Here is a 17,071-nt window from a genome sequence, read left to right as displayed (position 1 = left end):
CCACATACACACCCGTGGCCACCCTCTCCGAAGGGCAACACTTTCGACACTCACCGTAAAAATACTCGGCAGTTTGCCCTGGTTTGCGAGTCGAGCGATGTAGGTCGATCCCTTCGGCCCCTTGACCAAATCGTTATCTGGGCCTAGCCTCGCCAGTACAGGAATGTGGCAGACCATAGCGGAGCTAACCGCGCAAGATTGACCGGATAACAGTCGAGCAACACTTCTGAGAGGTGCCGCGCAACACATCGACAACTGTCGGATGATGCGTCGGCCTCGTCCCGCCCGCGACTCGGCGGTCGGGAGGGGCGCCGTCGATATCGTTAGACATCAGTGTACCGAAGCGCCGTCGCCGGCCGAGCCGAGCCGACGACGGCGTTGTGTACCCATGATCCGGGTGAGCGCGATCGACGGGCGCCTCGGCGCCCCGCCGATCGTGTAGTTCGCGCTGGTCAGGGGCCCGGTCCACTGCCGGTCAGCTTCGCGGCGACGCAGGTCTCGTCACCTTCCACGGCGGCGGCGGCGCCTAACGGTGCCGCCACGGGCGAAGGGAGACCGCCATGACCGCGGTCGAGTTGACGTTGGTGACGATGGTGATAGCGCTCAGCGCCACCGTCGTAACGGCACTTGGCTGGGGGGTCCGGTACGTCCGGCGCCTCGACACCCGGCTGGCGAGCCCGCGGGGGCGCAGCGACGCCGTGGCGACCGCACCTTCGGCGACCCGCTCGGCGACCGCCAGCGCCGACGCCGCCGCCCAGGCCCAGGCCCAGGCCCAGGCCGAGGCCGAGGAGCTACTGGCCCGCGCCCACCGCCAGGCTGAACGCGAAGCGGAGCAGCTGCGGGAGGCGGCCCGGCGCAGCGCCGAACGCGAGGTCGCCGCCCTCACCACCGAGGCGCAGGAACGCCTCACCGGGCTCAAGGAGCGGGCCGCCGAGCTGGAACGCCGGTCGACCCGGCTGGACGAGCGGGAACGCCGCCACGCCGACGAGGCGACCCGGCTGGCCGAGCGGGAGAAGCGGCTCGCCACCGCCGAAGCGGAGCTGGCCCGGCACACCAGCGCGCTCGCCGACGAACAAGCCGTGCTCGCCGCCGCCCACCAGACCGTCCACGCCGAACTGGAACGGATCGCGGGCCTGACCGCGGACGCCGCCCGTGCTGAGCTCGTCGCCGGCATCGAAGAGCAGGCCAAGCGGGAAGCGGCGGTGCTTGTCCGCGATCTGGAGGCCGAGGCGCGGCGGACTGGCGAGGCGCGGGCCCGTCACCTGGTCGCCGAGGCGATTCAACGGGTCGCCAGCGACCAGACCACGGAGAGCACCGTCAGCGTCCTGCACCTGCCCAGTGACGACATGAAGGGGCGGATCATCGGCCGGGAAGGCCGCAACATCCGGGCCTTCGAATCAGTCACCGGCGTCAACCTGATCGTCGACGACACTCCCGAGGCGGTGCTGCTCTCCTGCTTCGACCCGGTGCGGCGCGAAGTGGCCCGAGTGACGATGGAACGGCTGGTCGCCGACGGCCGGATCCATCCACACCGGATCGAGGAGGTCGCCGCCGCCGCCCAGCAGGACGTCGCGGAGCTGTGTCAACGGGCGGCAGAGGAGGCGCTGCTGGAGGTGGGCATCACCGATCTGCATCCCGAGCTGGTGACCCTGCTCGGCCGGCTACGTTACCGCACCAGCTACGGGCAGAACGTGCTCCGGCACCTGGTCGAGACCGCGCACATCGCCGGTCTGCTCGCCAGCGAGCTGCGGTTGGAGCCGGCCCAGGCGCGGGCGGCGAAGCGGGCGGCCTTCCTGCACGACATCGGCAAGGCGCTCACCCACGAAGTGGAGGGGTCGCACGCCAAGGTCGGCGCTGACGTCGCCCGGCGCTACGGGGAGTCCGACGAGGTGGTGCACGCCATCGAAGCCCATCACAACGAGATCACACCGCAGACCGTCGAGGCGGTCCTGACCCAGGCCGCCGACGCCTGCTCCGGTGCCCGTCCGGGGGCCCGGCGGGAAGGACTGTCCGCGTACATCAGCCGGTTGGAGCGGATCGAGGAGATCGCCGTCGGCAAGCCCGGGGTCGAGAAGGTCTACGCCATGCAGGCCGGCCGCGAGGTCCGGGTGATGGTCCACCCCGAGCAGGTCGACGATATCGGTGCGGCGGTGCTGGCTCGCGACGTGGCAAAGCAGATCGAGGAGGAGCTCACCTACCCGGGGCAGGTGCGGGTGACCGTGGTCCGGGAGTTGCGCGCCACCGAGACCGCCCGCTGACCCCTCACGGTATCCTCGGCGCACGGTATCGTACGGCGAGGCCGGATCGGGGAGGGTGTGAGTGGAGGACGGGCCACTGCGGGTCGCGCTGCTCACCTACCGGGGCAACCCTTTCTGCGGCGGTCAGGGTGTCTACGTTCGGCAGCTGAGTCGGGCCCTGAGCGACCTGGGCCACCACGTCGAGGTCTTCGCCGGCCAGCCCTATCCGGAGCTGGTTGACGCGGTGACTCTCACCCCGGTGCCGAGCCTCGACCTCTACCGGGAACCCGACCCGTTCCGGTGGCCCGCGCTGCGGGAGTACCGCGACCTGGTGGATGTGCTGGAGACCGCCACCATGGTGACCGGGGGTTTCCCGGAGCCATTGACCTTCTCGCTGCGAGCGCGCCGGCTGCTGGCGGCGCACCGGCATCGGTTCGATGTGGTCCACGACAACCAGACGCTCGGCTACGGCCTGCTCGGCCTCGGCCGGCTCGGGTTGCCGCTGGTGACCACCATTCACCATCCGATCCAGATCGACCGGCAGCTGGAGCTGGCGGCCGCCACCGGTCTGCGGCGTTGGTCGAAACGCCGCTGGTACGCCTTCACCCGGATGCAGCGGCGGGTGGCCCGCCGGCTGCCTCGGGTGGTGACCGTGTCCGAAGCGTCGCGACAACAGATCACCACCCACCTGAGCGTGCCCCCGGACCGGATCGACGTGGTTCCGATCGGGGTCGACACCGACCGGTTCCGGGCTGACCCCGCGACGCCCCGGGTGCCCGGCCGGCTGGTCACCACCGCCAGCGCGGACGTCCCGCTCAAAGGGTTGGTGCCGCTGCTGGAGGCGGTGGCGAAGCTGCGCACCGAGCGGCAGGTCGAGCTGGTGGTGGTCGGCTCCACCCGGCCCGGCGGTGCGGTCGCCGCGGCGATGCGCCGCTACGACCTCGGCGGGGCGGTCCGGTTCACCGGCCGGCTCAGCGAGACCGCGCTGATCGGCGAGCTGGCCAGCGCCGAGGTGGCGGTGGTGCCGTCGCTCTTCGAAGGATTCTCGTTGCCGGTGGTGGAGGCCATGGCCTGCGCCACCCCGGTGGTGGCGACCACCGCTGGGGCGCTGCCGGAGGTCGCCGGCCCGGACGGGGAGGCGGCGCTGCTGGTGCCCCCCGGTGACGGGTCGGCGCTCGCCGCCGCCATCGGTCGCCTGCTCGACGACCCGCCGTTGCGGCAACGGCTGGGCGCTGCCGGCCGCGCCCGGGTCACCGCCTCGTTCAGCTGGCGCGCCGCCGCCGCCCGGACGGTGAGCAGCTACCGGCGGGTGCGCGCCGGCCGGGAGGTGGCCGGGTGCTGACGATCGACCCGGCCCGGCTGGCCGGCACCCCGGGCGGTCGGGCCCTCGACATCGGCTGCGGCCAGGGCCGTCACGCGTTCGCGCTGGTCCGGCAGGGGCTGCCGGTGGTCGCCCTGGACTGGGACACCGACGCGCTGGCCGAGGTCAGCGACATGGTGGCGGCGATGCGCCAGGCCGGCGAGGTGCCGGCCGGCGCCGGGGCGCTGGCGGTCCGCGGCGATGTCCGGCGGCTGCCGTTCCCGGACGAGTCGTTCGACGTGGTGGTCGCCGCCGAGGTGCTGGAGCACGTACCCGACGACGAGATGGCGATGGCGGAGCTGGCCCGGGTGCTTCGGCCGGGCGGTGTGGCGGCGGTGACCGTGCCCCGGTGGTGGCCGGAGCGGATCTGCTGGGCGCTCTCCACCGAGTACCACCAGGTCCCCGGCGGCCACGTCCGGATCTACCGGGGGCGGCAGCTGCGGGCCCGGCTGCGGCGGGTCGGGCTCGTCCCGGAACACACCCACCACGCCCACGCGCTCCACTCGCCGTACTGGTGGCTGCGTTGCCTGTTCGGTGACCGGGCCGACCGGGCGTGGCCGGTGCGGGCATACCATCGACTGCTCGTCCACGACATCCTGCGTGGTCCATGGTGGACGAGGCGGACGGAGCGGCTGCTCAACCCGGTGCTCGGCAAGAGTCTGGTGGTGTACGCGCACAAGGAGCCCGGGTGAGCACCGGCGGCGTGCTCGACCAGAGCATGATCATCCAGACCGCGGCGTACATCGCGGGCCTGCAGCGGCCGGACGGGCAGATCCCGTGGGAGGCGGGCGGAGAGACCGACCCGTGGGACCACGTCGAGGCGGCGATGGCGCTGGATGTGGCGGGCCGGCCAGCGGCGGCCGCCGCCGCGTACGAATGGTTGGTGGCCACCCAGAACCCGGACGGCTCGTGGTGCCGCGGCTACCGCGACGATCGGGTGACCGACCCGGTCCGGGATGCCAACTTCACCGCGTACCTCGGGGTGGGGATGTGGCACCACTACCTGTCCACCGGCGACCGGCGGTGGCTGGCGCGGCTTTGGCCGACGTTGGGTGCCGCCGTCGAGTTTGTCCTGGGGCTGCAGGCCAGCGGCGGCGAGGTGGACTGGGCCCGGGGTGTCGACGGCGACCCGGCCGGTGAGGCGCTGCTCTCCGGATCGGCGAGCATCCACCACAGTCTCCGGTGCGCCGCGGCGATCGGGCGGCTGCTGAACCAGCCCCGACCCGAGTGGGAGCTGGCCGCGGCCACGCTGCGGCACGCCATCCTCGCCCACCCGGAGCGGTTCTCGCCGCGTACCCGGTACTCGATGGACTGGTATTACCCGGTGCTCGGCGGTGCGCTGCGGGGTGAGCCGGCGCGGACCCGGCTCGCCGCCGGCTGGGAGGGTTTCGTGGTGGCGGAGTGGGGTGCCCGCTGCGTCGCCGACCGGCCCTGGGTGACCGTCGCCGAGACCTGCGAGTTGGCGCTGTCGCTGTGGGCGGTGGGGCGCTCCGGTCCGGCTCGCCGGCTGCTCCGGCAGGTGCAGCGGCTGCGCTGCGGTGACGGCTCGTACTGGACCGGCTATGTGGTGCCGGACCGGGCGGTGTGGCCGGAGGAACGAACCTCCTGGACCGCCGGTGCGGTGCTGCTCGCCGACGCGGCGCTGGCCGGTGAGCCGGCGACCCGGGCGGTCTTCGACGGTGGCGAGCTGCCGGCCGGGCCGACCGCCGCCGAGTTGGCGGGGGTGCCCGACTGCACGGTCTCGCCGCGCTGCAGCACCCGCAGTGAGCCGGTAGCCGCGACCTGATGGAAACCGTCGCGGTCCAGGGCGGTGCGGAAGATCCGGTACGGCGCCTGGCCGCCGTCGGCCGGGTCCTCGAACACGTCGTGGATGACGAGCAGGCCGCCGGGGCGCAGGTGTGGCGCCCAGCCGTGGTAGTCGGCCTGGGCGGCGGCGTCGGTGTGGCCGCCGTCGATGAATAGTAGCGCCAGCGGGGTGGCCCAGATCGCGGCTACGGTGGCGGAGTCCCCGACGATGACGGTGACGGTGTCTTCGACGCCGGCGGTGGCGAGCACCCGGCGCAGCACCGGCAGGGTGTCGATCCGGCCGGTGACCGGGTCGACCAGGTCGGGATCGTGATACTCCCAACCGGGCTGGTGCTCCTCCGAGCCCCGGTGGTGGTCAAGGGTGATCACCGGGGCGGCGGTGTCTCGGGTACTGGCGGCTCGGGTACTGGCGGCTCGGGTACTGGCGGCTCGGGCCGCCGCGGCGAGGTAGATCGTCGACTTGCCGCAGTAGCTGCCGATCTCCAGCAGCGGGCCGCTGGTTGCGGCGGCTTGCACCGCGGCCTGGTAGAGGGCGAGCCCTTCGTGCGGCGGCATGAAACCGGGCGCCGTCTCGGCGGCGGACCGCAACGCTGCCTCCACGCCCGCTCTCCTCTCGTGAGTTGACCATGGGGTTGGGGACGGAAACTGGCCCGAATCATGTACCTAGGTCCATGATCAGCCCGAGTGGGGGCGGGGGTGGGGGCGGGGGCCGTGGTCGGGTCAGGATAGCCGGTAGCCTGGACACCCGAGATGAGTTGGACAACCGAGATGAGCACCGTCACCACCGCCGAACCCCGCTCGTACGAGGTCCGCACGTACGGCTGCCAGATGAACGTGCACGACTCCGAGCGGATCTCCGGCATGCTCGAGTCCGCCGGATATGTCCGGCATGTCGGGGATGAGCCGGCGGATATCGTCGTCTTCAACACCTGCGCGGTCCGGGAAAATGCCGACAACCGGCTCTACGGCAACCTCGGCCACCTGCGGCCGGTCAAGCAACGCCACCCTGGCATGCAGATCGCGGTCGGCGGCTGCCTGGCGCAGAAGGACCGGGGCGAGATCGTCAAGCGGGCGCCCTGGGTCGACGTGGTCTTCGGCACCCACAACCTGGGCGCGCTGCCGGTGCTGCTGGAGCGGGCCCGGCACAACCAGGCCGCCGAGGTGGAGATCCTGGAGGCGCTGGAGACCTTCCCGTCGACCCTGCCGACCCGGCGCGAATCCACCTACGCCGGCTGGGTGTCGATCTCTGTCGGGTGCAACAACACCTGCAGCTTCTGCATCGTGCCCAGCCTGCGCGGCAAGGAGCGCGACCGCCGGCCGGGGGAGATCCTCGCCGAGGTCGAGGCGCTGGTCGCCGAAGGGGTGCTGGAGGTGACCCTGCTCGGCCAGAACGTCAACTCCTACGGCGTCGAGTTCGGTGATCGGCTCGCGTTCGGCAAGCTGCTGCGCGCCTGCGGCGGCATCGACGGGCTGGAGCGGGTCCGGTTCACCAGCCCGCACCCGAAAGACTTCACCGACGACGTGATCGCGGCCATGGCCGAGACCCCGAACGTCTGCCACCAGCTGCACATGCCGCTGCAGTCCGGCTCCGACCGGGTGTTGAAGGCGATGCGGCGCTCCTACCGCTCCCAGCGCTACCTGTCGATCCTGGAGAAGGTCCGGGCGGCGATGCCGGACGCGGCGATCACCACCGACATCATTGTCGGGTTCCCGGGCGAGACCGAGGAGGATTTCCAGGCGACGCTGGATGTGGTGCGGGAGTCGCGGTTCGCCGGCGCGTTCACGTTCCAGTATTCGAAGCGGCCGGGTACGCCCGCCGCCGAGCTGCCCGACCAGCTGCCCAAGGCGGTCGTCCAGGAGCGGTACGAGCGGCTGGTGGCGCTGGTGGAGGAGATCACCTTCGCCGACCACCAACGGCAGATCGGCCGGGAGGTGGAGGTGTTGGTCGCGGTCGGGGAGGGACGTAAGGACGAGGCCACCGGCCGGCTCTCCGGCCGGGCCCGCGACGGCCGCCTGGTCCACTTCGCCGCCGACTCCGACTCCGACTCCGGTATCCGGCCCGGGGATGTCGTCTACACCACGGTCACCTCGGCGGCGCCGCACTACCTGATCGCCGACGCGCCGGTGAGCGCCCACCGCCGGACTCGCGCCGGTGACGCGTACGAGGCGGGTCACGCTCCCCGGACCGCCGGCGCCCCCGGCGTCATGCTCGGCATGCCCCGCCTCGCCAGCCGATCATGAACCTAGGTACCTGGTCGGCGGGTATTGCCGCCCCGAACCCCATGGTCAACTACGGCAGGGTTGCCTGACCGGTAGGGACGGGGCCGCCCGAGCTAAGGGCGTAGTGATCTTCGTACATGCGTGCTAATATGGCGTTGTGGATGAACGGTGTGACGGCGGGAGCCCTGGTGGGCTCCCCGATGGGCTCCCCGATGGGCTCCCTGGTGGGCTCCCCGATGAGCTCGAGGCGATGCCGGCCGGGGTCGGGCTCGCTGAGGCGCTGGCGTCGGTTGACCGTTCTACTCTGGACACGGACGGCCTGCTGCGGCTAGCGGCGGCGCGGAGCCGGCTGTTGGCGCAGGTGCAGGCGCAGCTGTTGGCCGACCTGCATGCGGTGGCGCACGCCGACCCCTCCGCCGGGGCAGGCCCGCCCGGTAGCACCGGCTGGGCAGACACAGAGACGGCGTTCGCACTGACGTGGACCAGCTCACGGGCTGCCGGCGAGATCGGTTTCGCGGAGGCGTTGATCGACCGGCTGCCGATGGTCTTCGCCGCGCTCGCAGCCGGGGTGATCGATCGACCCAAGGCGTACGTGTTCGCGCAGGTCCTCGCGGCGGCGGAGGAGCCGGTTGCCCGGGCGGTGGCCAGCCAGGTGATCGAGGCCGCGCCCGAGCTGACCACCGCCGAGATCGGGGCGCGGCTGCGCCGGCTGCTGCTCGCCGCCGACCCGCAGGCCTCGGCGAAACGCGCCCGCGAAGACAGCCGTTCCCGGCGGGTGGGGGTCTACCTCAACGACAACAATCTGGCCGGCTTGGCCGGGTACGAGTTGGCTCCGCATCGGGTGGCGGCGGCGTGGGAGCGGTTGTCGGCGATCGCCCGGGCGGCGAAGGCAGCCGGTGACCAGCGGCGGGTCGACCAGTTGCGGGCGGATGCGTTGCTGGATCTTCTGGTCGGTGACGGGGTCGCGGCCGGTGGGCCGATCACCGACGGTGGTCTCGGCGGCGGGGGTGTGCGCACCGGTGACAGGGGTGTGCGCGCCGGCGACGGGGCGGGGGAGGCGGTGGCGCCGGGGAGGGGGACCCCGTGGCCCACAGCTCCGGCCGATCCCACGCTGCTCGACCCGGCCAGTGACCCCACCATCACCGTGCCGTCGGACGCGCCGCCTTCGGCGGCGATCCCGCCGGACGCAGTGCTTGAGCCGCCCGCTCTCGCGGCGGGCGGTGACGAGCCGGAGGAGATCGAGCACGAGGTGCTGCGGCCGTTGTGGGCGGCGGGCTTCGCCGGTCTGCCCTCGACCCGACCTGGCGCGGCCGCGGGTCCGGCCGCGGGTCCGGCCGCGGGTCCGATGCCGGGGCCGCGCAAGGGTGTGGTGGAGATCCAGGTTCCGTTCGCCACGCTCACCGGGCAGGCGGAGCTACCGGGCGAGATCGCCGGGTTCGGGCCGGTGCTGGCGGACATCGCCCGGCAGGTGGCGTCCCAGCAGGCCAAGGATACCTGGCGGTTTTCTGTCTATGATGGAGCTGAACGGCTGCTCTACCACGGCATCACCCGGCACCGTCCGCGGCCGGTCGCCACCAGACGACCTGACGCGGAGACGCTCGCATTGGTCCGAGCGCGGGACCGCACGTGCGTGGCTCCTGGATGTCGTCACCCGGCCTGGTCGGCCGATATCGACCATATCCACGAGTGGGCCCGCGGCGGAGACCACCATCCGGCCAACCTGGCCGTCCTGTGCCGGCGGCATCACATGTTCAAGCATGCCACCGGCACCGAGCTGGTCCAGCCCGCACCGGGAGCGTTCATCTGGACCACGCCCGCCGGCCGGCGGTACACCACCCGTCCGAGCCCGTCGTTCGCCGTACCTGAGCTCGCCGTACCTGAGCTCGCCGTACCTGAGCTCGTCTCACCTGGGTGAGCCACCGAGCATCAGCCGGTGGCGTCCTCGGTCGGGGCCGGGCTCTCCGGTGCCTCCGGGGGCCCGGGCGGGGCGTCGATCGGGAGCTCGTCGCTGAAGAAGTCGGCGATCGCCTCCAGGTTGGTCAGCAGCAGGAACGCCAGCGCGGCCCCGATCGCGAAGATCAGGACCTGCTTCACTCCGCCCTTGGCCAGGACCAGGATGCCGGTGAGGACCGCGACCACGATGAAGATCATCGGTAGGTTGTCGGAGAGCCAGGCCAGCCAGTTGCTCAGCCAGTTCTGGAACGGTGTCTCCTGCGCCAGCACGGTCTCCGGTGCGACGGTAGGGGGAATCCCGAGCACTGGATCGTCTCCTTAGGGTCGCGAAAGGAGCAAGCGGCTCAGGCGTGTGCCGACCCGCCCTTGTGGTCACTAATGGTACGTCAGCGCGTAGCCGGGACGGCGGGTCAGCGTAGCCCAGCCGGCGGTAGGTCAGCCGGCGGTGGCTCAGGTGGCGCGTTCGGCGAGCGCCAGCAGTTGCCGTTTGCTCGCCAGCGCATCCTCGGCCTCGGCGATCCGCTTCTGGTCCCCCGCGGTCCGGGCACGTTCCAGCCGCTCCTCCGCCTCAGTGACCTGCGACCGCATCTGATCCAGCAGCGGGTTCGCCGCCGGGTCGGGGCGCCGCCACGCGGTGTCCATCGCCTTGCGGACCTTGTCCTCGACCGCCCGCAGCCGGCGCTCCAGCGGGGCGGCCGCCTCCCGGCGTACCCGGCCGGTCTGGCCCCACTCGGTGAGGATCTCGCGCATCGCGCTCTGCGCGCCACGCGGGTCCGCCTCAAGGTCCAGCGCCTCCGCCCGGGCGACGAGCTCCTGCCGCCGGGCCAGGTTGTCCTTCTGCTCGGCGTCGCGGGCGGAGAAGACCTCGGAGCGGCGGCTGAAGAAGGTGTCCTGGGCGGCCCGGAACTGGGCCCAGAGCCGCTGCTCAGCGTCCTTGCTGGCGCGCGGCGCCGCCTTCCACTGGTTCATCAGCTCCTTGAGCTGGTTGGCGGTCTCGGTCCAGTCGGTCGAGTCGGCGAGCGCCTCGGCCTGTGCGACCAGCTCTTCCTTGGCGCCCTGGGCCTGTTTGCGGGAGGCGTCCAACGAGGCGAAGTGGGCGCCGCGGCGGCGGGCGAACCCGTCGCGGGCGGCAGCGTACCGCTTCCACAGTTCGCCGTCGGTCTTCTTGTCGACGCCGCGGATGGCGCGCCACTCGTCGAGGATTTCCCGCAGCCGGTCGCCCGAGACCTTCCAGGCGGTCGACTCGGTGGCGATCTGCTCCGCCTCCTCGACCAGCGTAGTCTTGCGGGCCACCGCCTCGGCCCGGGCGGCGTCGCGTTCCGCCCGCTGCTGCACCGCTTTCTCGTCGGCGAGGCTGGCGAGCTTGTCGAGCCGGGCCGCGAGGCCGTCGACGTCGCCGACGACGTGCGCCTCGGCCAGACTCTCCCGGAGCCGGCGGATGCTGGTGGCCGAGCGGGCGGGGTCGGCGGCCCCGGTGGAGAGCCGGGCCTCGATCAGATCCACCTCGGTGACCAGGTCGGCGAAGCGCCGGGCGAAGTGGGCCAGCCCCTCTTCGGGGGTGCCAGCCTGCCACGAGCCGACCGCCCGTTCCCCCTCGGCTGTCTTCACGTACACCGTGCCGTCCGCGTCGATCCGGCCGAAGCTGGTCCACTCGCTCATCTACTCGTCCCGTCTACCCCGGGCGTCACCGCCGGCCCGTTACGGACCGGTCGGCCGCTGCCGCACGCCGCCGCCCGGTTGGGCGACGACCCCTACGTAGGCATTCTCACAGGTGCCCCCCGGGGCCCGTCGAGGCCCCGTGGCAGACCGTGACCATTTGGTGTCCTTTCAGACCGTATCCGGTTGCATGCGGGGGGACCACGCCACCACTGACATCCGGGCGCATTAGGGTCGTGCGGGTGGACCAGCTGGTGGTGGCGGTGGTGGGACCTACCGCGACGGGCAAGTCGGAGCTTGGGATCGAGCTCGCCCGAGCGCTCGGTGGGGAGGTGGTCAACGCCGACTCGATGCAGCTCTACCGGGGGATGGACATCGGCACCGCGAAGGTGCCGCCGGCGGAGCGGGGCGGCGTGCCGCACCACCTGCTGGACATCTGGGAGGTGACCGAAACCGCCAGCGTCGCCGAATATCAACGGCTGGCGCGGGCGGCGGTGGCGGAGATCCTCGGCCGCGGCCGGGTGCCGGTGTTGGTGGGCGGCTCCGGGTTGTACGTGCGGGCGGTCCTGGACGAACTGGAGTTCCCTGGCACCGACCCGCTGATCCGGGGAAAGCTTGAGTCAGAGCTGGCCGAGTACGGTCCGGAGGCGCTGCATCAGCGGCTGCGGGAAGTCGACCCGGTGGCGGCGGGGGCGATCTTGCCCAGCAACGGTCGCCGGATCGTCCGCGCGCTGGAGGTGATCAGTTTGACCGGTCGCCCGTTCGTCGCCCGGCTGCCCGAGCAGCCCCGGCCCGCGTACCGGTCGGTGCAGGTGGCGCTGGATCGTGACGGCCCGGAGTTGGACGAGCGGGTGGCGACCCGGGTGGGGCAGATGTGGCGAGCTGGGCTGGTGGCGGAGGTGCGCGGGTTGGCGGAGCGAGGGCTGCGGCAGGGGCGGACCGCCCGTGCCGCGCTGGGCTACCAGCAGGTGCTGTCGTTCCTGGCCGGGGAGGTGAGCGAGGACGCCGCGTACGCCGAGACGATCCGCGCCACCCGGCGTTACGTGCGGCGGCAACGGTCGTGGTTCCGGCGCGACCCGCGACCGGTGTGGCTCGGTGCGGACCGCGCGGATCTGACCGAGGCGGCGCTCGCCGCAGTCGCGCAGGCGGAGCTGGCGCAGCCGGGAGGGGAGCGGTGATGGAGCCGATCGAGTTCACCAAGGGGCAGGGCACCGGCAACGATTTCGTGATCATCCCGGATCCGGAGGGGGCGTTGATCCTGACTCCGGAGCTGGTGACGGGCCTGTGCGACCGGCGGTTCGGCATCGGCGCGGACGGGGTGTTGCGGGTGGTGCGTACCGCCGCCGATCCAGAGTTGGCGGCGGATCCGCAGCGGTACGGCGGAGCGGAGTGGTTCATGGATTACCGCAACGCCGACGGCTCGATCGCGGAGATGTGCGGCAACGGGGTGCGGGTGTTCGCCCGGTATCTGGTCGCCCGTGAACTCGTCGCTACCAGCGAGTTCCTGGTGGGGACCCGCAGCGGGCAGGTGGCGGTGGTGGTGTCGGAGGAGGCGGTCAGCGCCACCATGGGGCATCCGCGGCTGCTCGGCGAGACCACCGCGCGGCTCGGCGGGCAGGTCTTCACCGGTACCGCGGTCGACTGCGGCAACCCGCACCTAGTGTGTCCGTTGCCGCGGTCGGTGCGGTTGACGGAGCTGGAACTGACCGCTGCCCCGGTGGTCGATCCGGGGCTGTTTCCCGACGGCGTGAACGTGGAGTTCACCGAGCCGGTGACCGGCGAGCCGGCGGGGCCGGACCATGTCCGGATGCGGGTGTACGAGCGGGGGGTGGGCGAGACCCTTTCGTGCGGTTCCGGGGCCTGCGCCGCTGCCGCGGTGACGCTCCACCGCAGTGGGCAGGCCGCCGGCTTGGCGACCGTGGATGTGCCGGGTGGCCGGTTGACGGTGGCGATCACCGCGGAGGAGTGTGCGCTGACCGGGGCGGCGGTGCTGGTGGCGCAGGGCACGGTGTTCCGCGACGCGTTGGCGGCACCGACGGTGTGATCGGGCGCGGCACCGGTCAGCTGGTGCCGCCGTTGGGGCTGCGCTGGGCCGGGGCCTCGTCCACCATGCCTTCGCTGATCAGGTGTTGCGAGACCTCCTCGGTGAGTTCCTCGGTGTAGCGGCGCCGGTCGGCGCGGCGGCGGGCGAGCAACTCGGCGCGGAGCTGTTTCCAGATCGCGACACACATCAGAATCATGATCACGCTGACCGGCAGCGCCGCCATGATCGCGGCGATCTGGAGCGCCTCCAGGCCCTCCTCGCCCGCGGCTAGCACCAGCAGCGCGATCGCGATCGCCCCCTCCAGCGCTGCCCAGAACACCCGGCTCCAGACCGGCGGGTCCGGCTCCCCGCCGGAGGCGAGCATGTCCACCACCAGCGACCCGGAGTCCGAGGAGGTGATGAAGAACAGCGCGATCAGCACCAGCACCCCGACCGTGACCAGGGTTCCCGCCGGCAACCCGGAGAGCAGGCCGAAGAGCGGGAACTCCTCGCCCTCGGCGAGCGAGTCGGCGAGCCCGCCAGCGTCGAAGATCTCCTGATGGATCGCGGCGCCACCGAGCACCGAGAACCACAAGAACGACACCAACGTGGGTACCAGCAGCACACCGGCGACGAACTCGCGGACGGTGCGGCCGCGGGAGATCCGGGCGATGAAGATCCCGACGAACGGCGCCCAGGACATCCACCAGCCCCAGTAGAAAGTCGTCCAGCCGGCGGCCCAGGTCTCGCCCGCCTCGCCCTGTTCGGCGCCGACGTCGAAGCTGAGCCGGAACAGGTTCTGGATGTACAACCCGGTGGACTGGATGAACTCCCGGAACAGGAACAGCGTCGGCCCGGTGACCAGGATGAACACCAGCAGGACCGCCATCAGCGAGACGTTGAGCTGGGAGAGCCATTTGATGCCGCGGTGCAGCCCGGTGGCGACCGAGGAGATCGCCACCAGCGTGATCGCGATGATCAGCAGCACCTGGACCAGCGTCCCGGGCGTCACGTCGGAGACGACGCCGATGCCGCCGGCGATCTGCAGCGCCCCCAGCCCGAGCGAGGTGGCGACGCCGAACAGGGTGCCGACGATCGCCACGATGTCGATCACGTCGCCGAGCCAGCCGCGGACATACTTACCGAGCACCGGCTCCAGCGCCCACCGGATCGAGATCGGCCGGCCCCGCCGGTGCACCGCGTACGCGATGGCCAGGCCGACGATGGCGTAGACCGCCCACGGGTGGAGGCCCCAGTGCAGGAAGGTCTGGATCAGTGACTCCTGCCCGGCAGCGGCCGCCGGGCCCTGCAACGCGTCCGGTTGGTACCAGGGGTCGGCGCCGCTCTCCGCGGCAGGTCCGGCACCGACCGTACCCGGCCGGGGATCGACCAGATGGGAGATGGGTTCGGCGACCCCCCAGAAGATCAGCCCGATCCCCATGCCGGCGGCGAACAGCATCGCCAGCCAAGACTGAAGCTTGAACTCTGGGTCGTCGGTGTCGCGGCCGAGTTTGATGTCACCGAGCCGGCTGGCGCCCACCACCACGATGAAGATCACGAAGGCCGCGACGATCAGGACGTAGTACCAGCCGAACGTGGTGACCACGTTTTCGTGGAGGGTGTTGACGACGCTGATGGCGCTGTCGGTGAAGAGCCAGGCGTAGAGCACGAACCCCACCACCACCGCCGCCGCGGGCAGGAAGACCCGCAGCATCGCGGCGCGTCGGCTCGGTGGGCGGGTCCGCCGCTCCGGTGCCCCGTTTACCTCGGAACGCCCTGGCTCGGAACGCCCTGGCCTGGGCCCCGAAGCCGCTGGTGTCGCCATGCGGTGCCCCCTCCCCGTACCCCTTCGGGTGGTTACCCCGGGTCGGCCGTCGGGCAAACCACCACCGCGCGGGGGAACCAATCGCGACCGGTGAAGCGACAGACAAAACCGGGCGGCGCCGCAGCGCCGCCCGGTTCTTGGTACGGAGGTGAAGAACCGCCCGATCAGGCCCGGGTAGGTCCGGTCTCCGCCTTGTCGGTGGCGGCCTCGCCGCCGTTGCCGTTCGGCTCGATCAACCCGTCGTCGATCATCGACTGGGTGACGTGGGCGGTGAGTTCCTTAGTTCGGCGCTCTCGCTCCAGCCGCTGCCACTCCCGGCGTTCTTCGCCGAACTGCTTCCAGATCGACACGCACATCGCCAGCATCACCAGGCTGAACGGCAGCGCCGCGATGATCGCCGCGGTCTGCAACGCCTCCAGCCCGCCCTGCTCGCCGGTGATCAGGACCAGCAGCGCGATCGCTACCAGCCCTTCCAGGACCGCCCAGAACACCCGGCTCCAGGTGGGCGGGTCGGGGTCGCCACCGGAGGCGAGCATGTCCACCACGAACGAGCCCGAGTCCGACGAGGTGACGAAGAAGGTCGCGATCAAGATGATCACCATGATGCTGATCAGCGTGATCAGGATACCGGCGACCGGCAGGCCATCGAGCATCTGGAAGAGCGCCCCGACGGTGCTCGGCCCGTCCGCCGGGTCGACCAGCCCGCCGTCACCGAAGACTTCGGAGTAGATCGCGGTGCCGCCGAGCGCGGAGAACCAGAGGAAGGAGACCACGGTCGGCACCAGCAGCACCCCGGTGATGAACTCCCGCACCGTCCGCCCGCGGGAGATCCGGGCGATGAAGATCCCGACGAACGGTGCCCAGGAGATCCACCAGCCCCAGTAGAACGTCGTCCACGCCGACTGCCAGGCCTCGCCGGACTCGCCGTGCTCGGCGCCAACATCGAAGCTGAGCTGGAAGAACTGCTGCAGGTACTGGCCGCTGGACTGGATGTACTCCCGGAAGATGAAGACCGTCGGTCCGGCGATCAACACGAAGATCAGTAGCACCCCGGCCATCGAGACGTTGATCTGCGACAGCCACTTGATGCCACGCTTGAGCCCGGTCATCACCGAGAGCGTCGCCACCAGGGTGATGCTGCCGATCAGCAGCACGGTGACCAGGTCACCAGGCTCGTCGACCCAGCCGAGGAACTCCATGCCGGCGCCGATCTGCAGCGCCCCGAGCCCGAGCGAGGTCGCGACCCCGAAGATGGTGCCGACGATGGCGAGGATGTCCACCAGGTCGCCGAGCCAGCCGCGGACGTACTTGCCGAGGACCGGCTCCAGCGCCCACCGGATCGAGACTGGTCGACCCTTCCGGAACACCGCGTACGCGATCGCCAGCCCGACGATCACGTAGATCGCCCAGGCGTGCACCCCCCAGTGGATGAAGGTCTGCGGCAGCGCCTGCGAGGCGGCTTCGGCGGCGGCGCCCTCGGCGCCCTCGGCCTGGTACCAGTTGGGGTCGTAGTCGGGGGCCTGGGAGCCGGTGGCGCCCGGACGCGGGTCTGCCAGGTGCCACAGCGGTTCGGCGACGCCCCAGAAGACCAGCCCGATCCCCATCCCGGCGGAGAAGAGCATCGCCAGCCAGGTGCCGAGCTTGAACTCGGCGGGCTCGTCGTCGCGGCCGAGCTTGATGTTGCCGAACCGGCTGACCGCCAGAACAATCGAGAAGACGACGAAGCCGGCCACGAGCAGGATGTAGTACCAGCCGACCGAGTCGATGATCCCTGCTTGCAGCCAGTTGATCGCCTCTTCGGTCCGGCTCGGGAGGAGCACGGTCAACAGCACGAAGCCGATGACGAAGGCGGCGGCGGGGATGAAGACCCGCGGCGCCATCAGGAACCGTTTTCGGGGCGACCGCTCCGGCGGTGGCTCGGGTGGAGCCTCAGTCGGGGGTGCGGTTGACATGATCCGATCTCCTTGCCTCGGTAGTCGATCATGGGCTGT

12 protein-coding genes and 1 pseudogene are annotated in these 17,071 nt (G+C 71.3%); 8 read left to right on the top strand and 5 right to left on the bottom strand.

The annotated features are described in order from the left end of the window. Positions 1–560: 560 nt before the first annotated feature. The 4 genes from rny (at position 561) to JQS43_RS26345 (ending at position 5,383) form a co-directional block, all read left to right on the top strand. A complete protein-coding gene (gene rny, locus JQS43_RS17730) occupies positions 561–2,258 on the top strand; it encodes a ribonuclease Y (protein ID WP_239675514.1) in 1,698 nt (565 codons plus the stop codon). A 61-nt stretch (positions 2,259–2,319) separates the two neighbouring features. After that, on the top strand, positions 2,320–3,579 hold the full coding sequence (locus tag JQS43_RS17725) for a glycosyltransferase family 4 protein (RefSeq protein WP_239675513.1): 1,260 nt from the start codon (positions 2,320–2,322) through the stop codon (positions 3,577–3,579). Next, positions 3,573–4,289 (top strand): class I SAM-dependent methyltransferase, encoded by a 717-nt coding sequence (locus JQS43_RS17720; protein WP_239675512.1) that lies wholly within the window; start codon positions 3,573–3,575, stop codon positions 4,287–4,289. Before JQS43_RS17725 ends, JQS43_RS17720 begins: the two co-directional genes overlap by 7 nt. Further along, positions 4,286–5,383 carry a prenyltransferase/squalene oxidase repeat-containing protein gene (locus tag JQS43_RS26345; RefSeq protein WP_420847595.1) on the top strand — a complete coding sequence of 366 codons (1,098 nt, stop codon included), beginning with the start codon at positions 4,286–4,288 and terminating at the stop codon, positions 5,381–5,383. The genes JQS43_RS17720 and JQS43_RS26345 overlap by 4 nt, the downstream gene beginning before the upstream one ends. A gap of 86 nt (positions 5,384–5,469) precedes the next feature. Here the strand turns inward: JQS43_RS26345 and JQS43_RS26340 are convergent. Next, positions 5,470–5,958 (bottom strand): annotated as a pseudogene (locus tag JQS43_RS26340) (class I SAM-dependent methyltransferase); the annotation flags it as partial. Between the two features lie 213 nt (positions 5,959–6,171). Here JQS43_RS26340 and miaB point away from each other — a divergent pair. Both miaB and JQS43_RS17705 read left to right on the top strand, forming a co-directional pair. Next, positions 6,172–7,644 (top strand): tRNA (N6-isopentenyl adenosine(37)-C2)-methylthiotransferase MiaB, encoded by a 1,473-nt coding sequence (gene miaB, locus JQS43_RS17710; RefSeq protein WP_239679477.1) that lies wholly within the window; start codon positions 6,172–6,174, stop codon positions 7,642–7,644. Between the two features lie 136 nt (positions 7,645–7,780). After that, positions 7,781–9,538: an HNH endonuclease signature motif containing protein gene (locus JQS43_RS17705; RefSeq protein WP_239675510.1), complete on the top strand. Its 1,758-nt coding sequence runs from the start codon at positions 7,781–7,783 to the stop codon at positions 9,536–9,538. Between the two features lie 11 nt (positions 9,539–9,549). On the opposite strand, the gene JQS43_RS17700 is transcribed toward JQS43_RS17705, so the two are convergent. Both JQS43_RS17700 and JQS43_RS17695 read right to left on the bottom strand, forming a co-directional pair. Next, the gene (locus tag JQS43_RS17700; protein ID WP_239675509.1) at positions 9,550–9,882 is read right to left on the bottom strand and encodes a hypothetical protein; all 333 of its coding nucleotides are present in this window, start codon (positions 9,880–9,882) and stop codon (positions 9,550–9,552) included. Between the two features lie 144 nt (positions 9,883–10,026). After that, a complete protein-coding gene (locus tag JQS43_RS17695; RefSeq protein ID WP_239675508.1) occupies positions 10,027–11,235 on the bottom strand; it encodes a DUF349 domain-containing protein in 1,209 nt (402 codons plus the stop codon). A 239-nt stretch (positions 11,236–11,474) separates the two neighbouring features. Between JQS43_RS17695 and miaA the strand changes: the two genes are divergently transcribed. Both miaA and dapF read left to right on the top strand, forming a co-directional pair. Beyond that, complete coding sequence (gene miaA / locus JQS43_RS17690; RefSeq protein ID WP_239675507.1) at positions 11,475–12,410, top strand: tRNA (adenosine(37)-N6)-dimethylallyltransferase MiaA; 936 nt, start codon at positions 11,475–11,477, stop codon at positions 12,408–12,410. 8 nt (positions 12,411–12,418) lie between these two features. Beyond that, on the top strand, positions 12,419–13,276 hold the full coding sequence (dapF, locus tag JQS43_RS17685) for a diaminopimelate epimerase (protein WP_239679476.1): 858 nt from the start codon (positions 12,419–12,421) through the stop codon (positions 13,274–13,276). Between the two features lie 16 nt (positions 13,277–13,292). Here dapF and JQS43_RS17680 read toward each other — a convergent pair whose 3' ends face one another. Beyond that, positions 13,293–15,080 (bottom strand): BCCT family transporter, encoded by a 1,788-nt coding sequence (locus JQS43_RS17680; protein ID WP_239675506.1) that lies wholly within the window; start codon positions 15,078–15,080, stop codon positions 13,293–13,295. Between the two features lie 164 nt (positions 15,081–15,244). Then, entirely contained in the window at positions 15,245–17,032 is a 1,788-nt protein-coding gene (locus JQS43_RS17675; RefSeq protein WP_239675505.1) for a BCCT family transporter, read from the bottom strand. Positions 17,033–17,071: the final 39 nt, after the last annotated feature.

The organism is Natronosporangium hydrolyticum, from assembly GCF_016925615.1.
Taxonomy (GTDB): Bacteria; Actinomycetota; Actinomycetes; order Mycobacteriales; family Micromonosporaceae; genus Natronosporangium; species Natronosporangium hydrolyticum.
Note: the sequence above shows the minus strand (reverse complement) of the source record. Positions and strands in the feature narration are given on the sequence as shown.

Coding starts and splice junctions, on each gene's coding strand:
- rny (WP_239675514.1), top strand. CDS start 561: ATGACCGCGGTCGAGTTGACGTTGGTGACGATGGTGATAGCGCTCAGC.
- miaB (WP_239679477.1), top strand. CDS start 6,172: ATGAGCACCGTCACCACCGCCGAACCCCGCTCGTACGAGGTCCGCACG.
- JQS43_RS17695 (WP_239675508.1), bottom strand. CDS start 11,235: ATGAGCGAGTGGACCAGCTTCGGCCGGATCGACGCGGACGGCACGGTG.
- JQS43_RS17680 (WP_239675506.1), bottom strand. CDS start 15,080: ATGGCGACACCAGCGGCTTCGGGGCCCAGGCCAGGGCGTTCCGAGCCA.
- JQS43_RS17675 (WP_239675505.1), bottom strand. CDS start 17,032: ATGTCAACCGCACCCCCGACTGAGGCTCCACCCGAGCCACCGCCGGAG.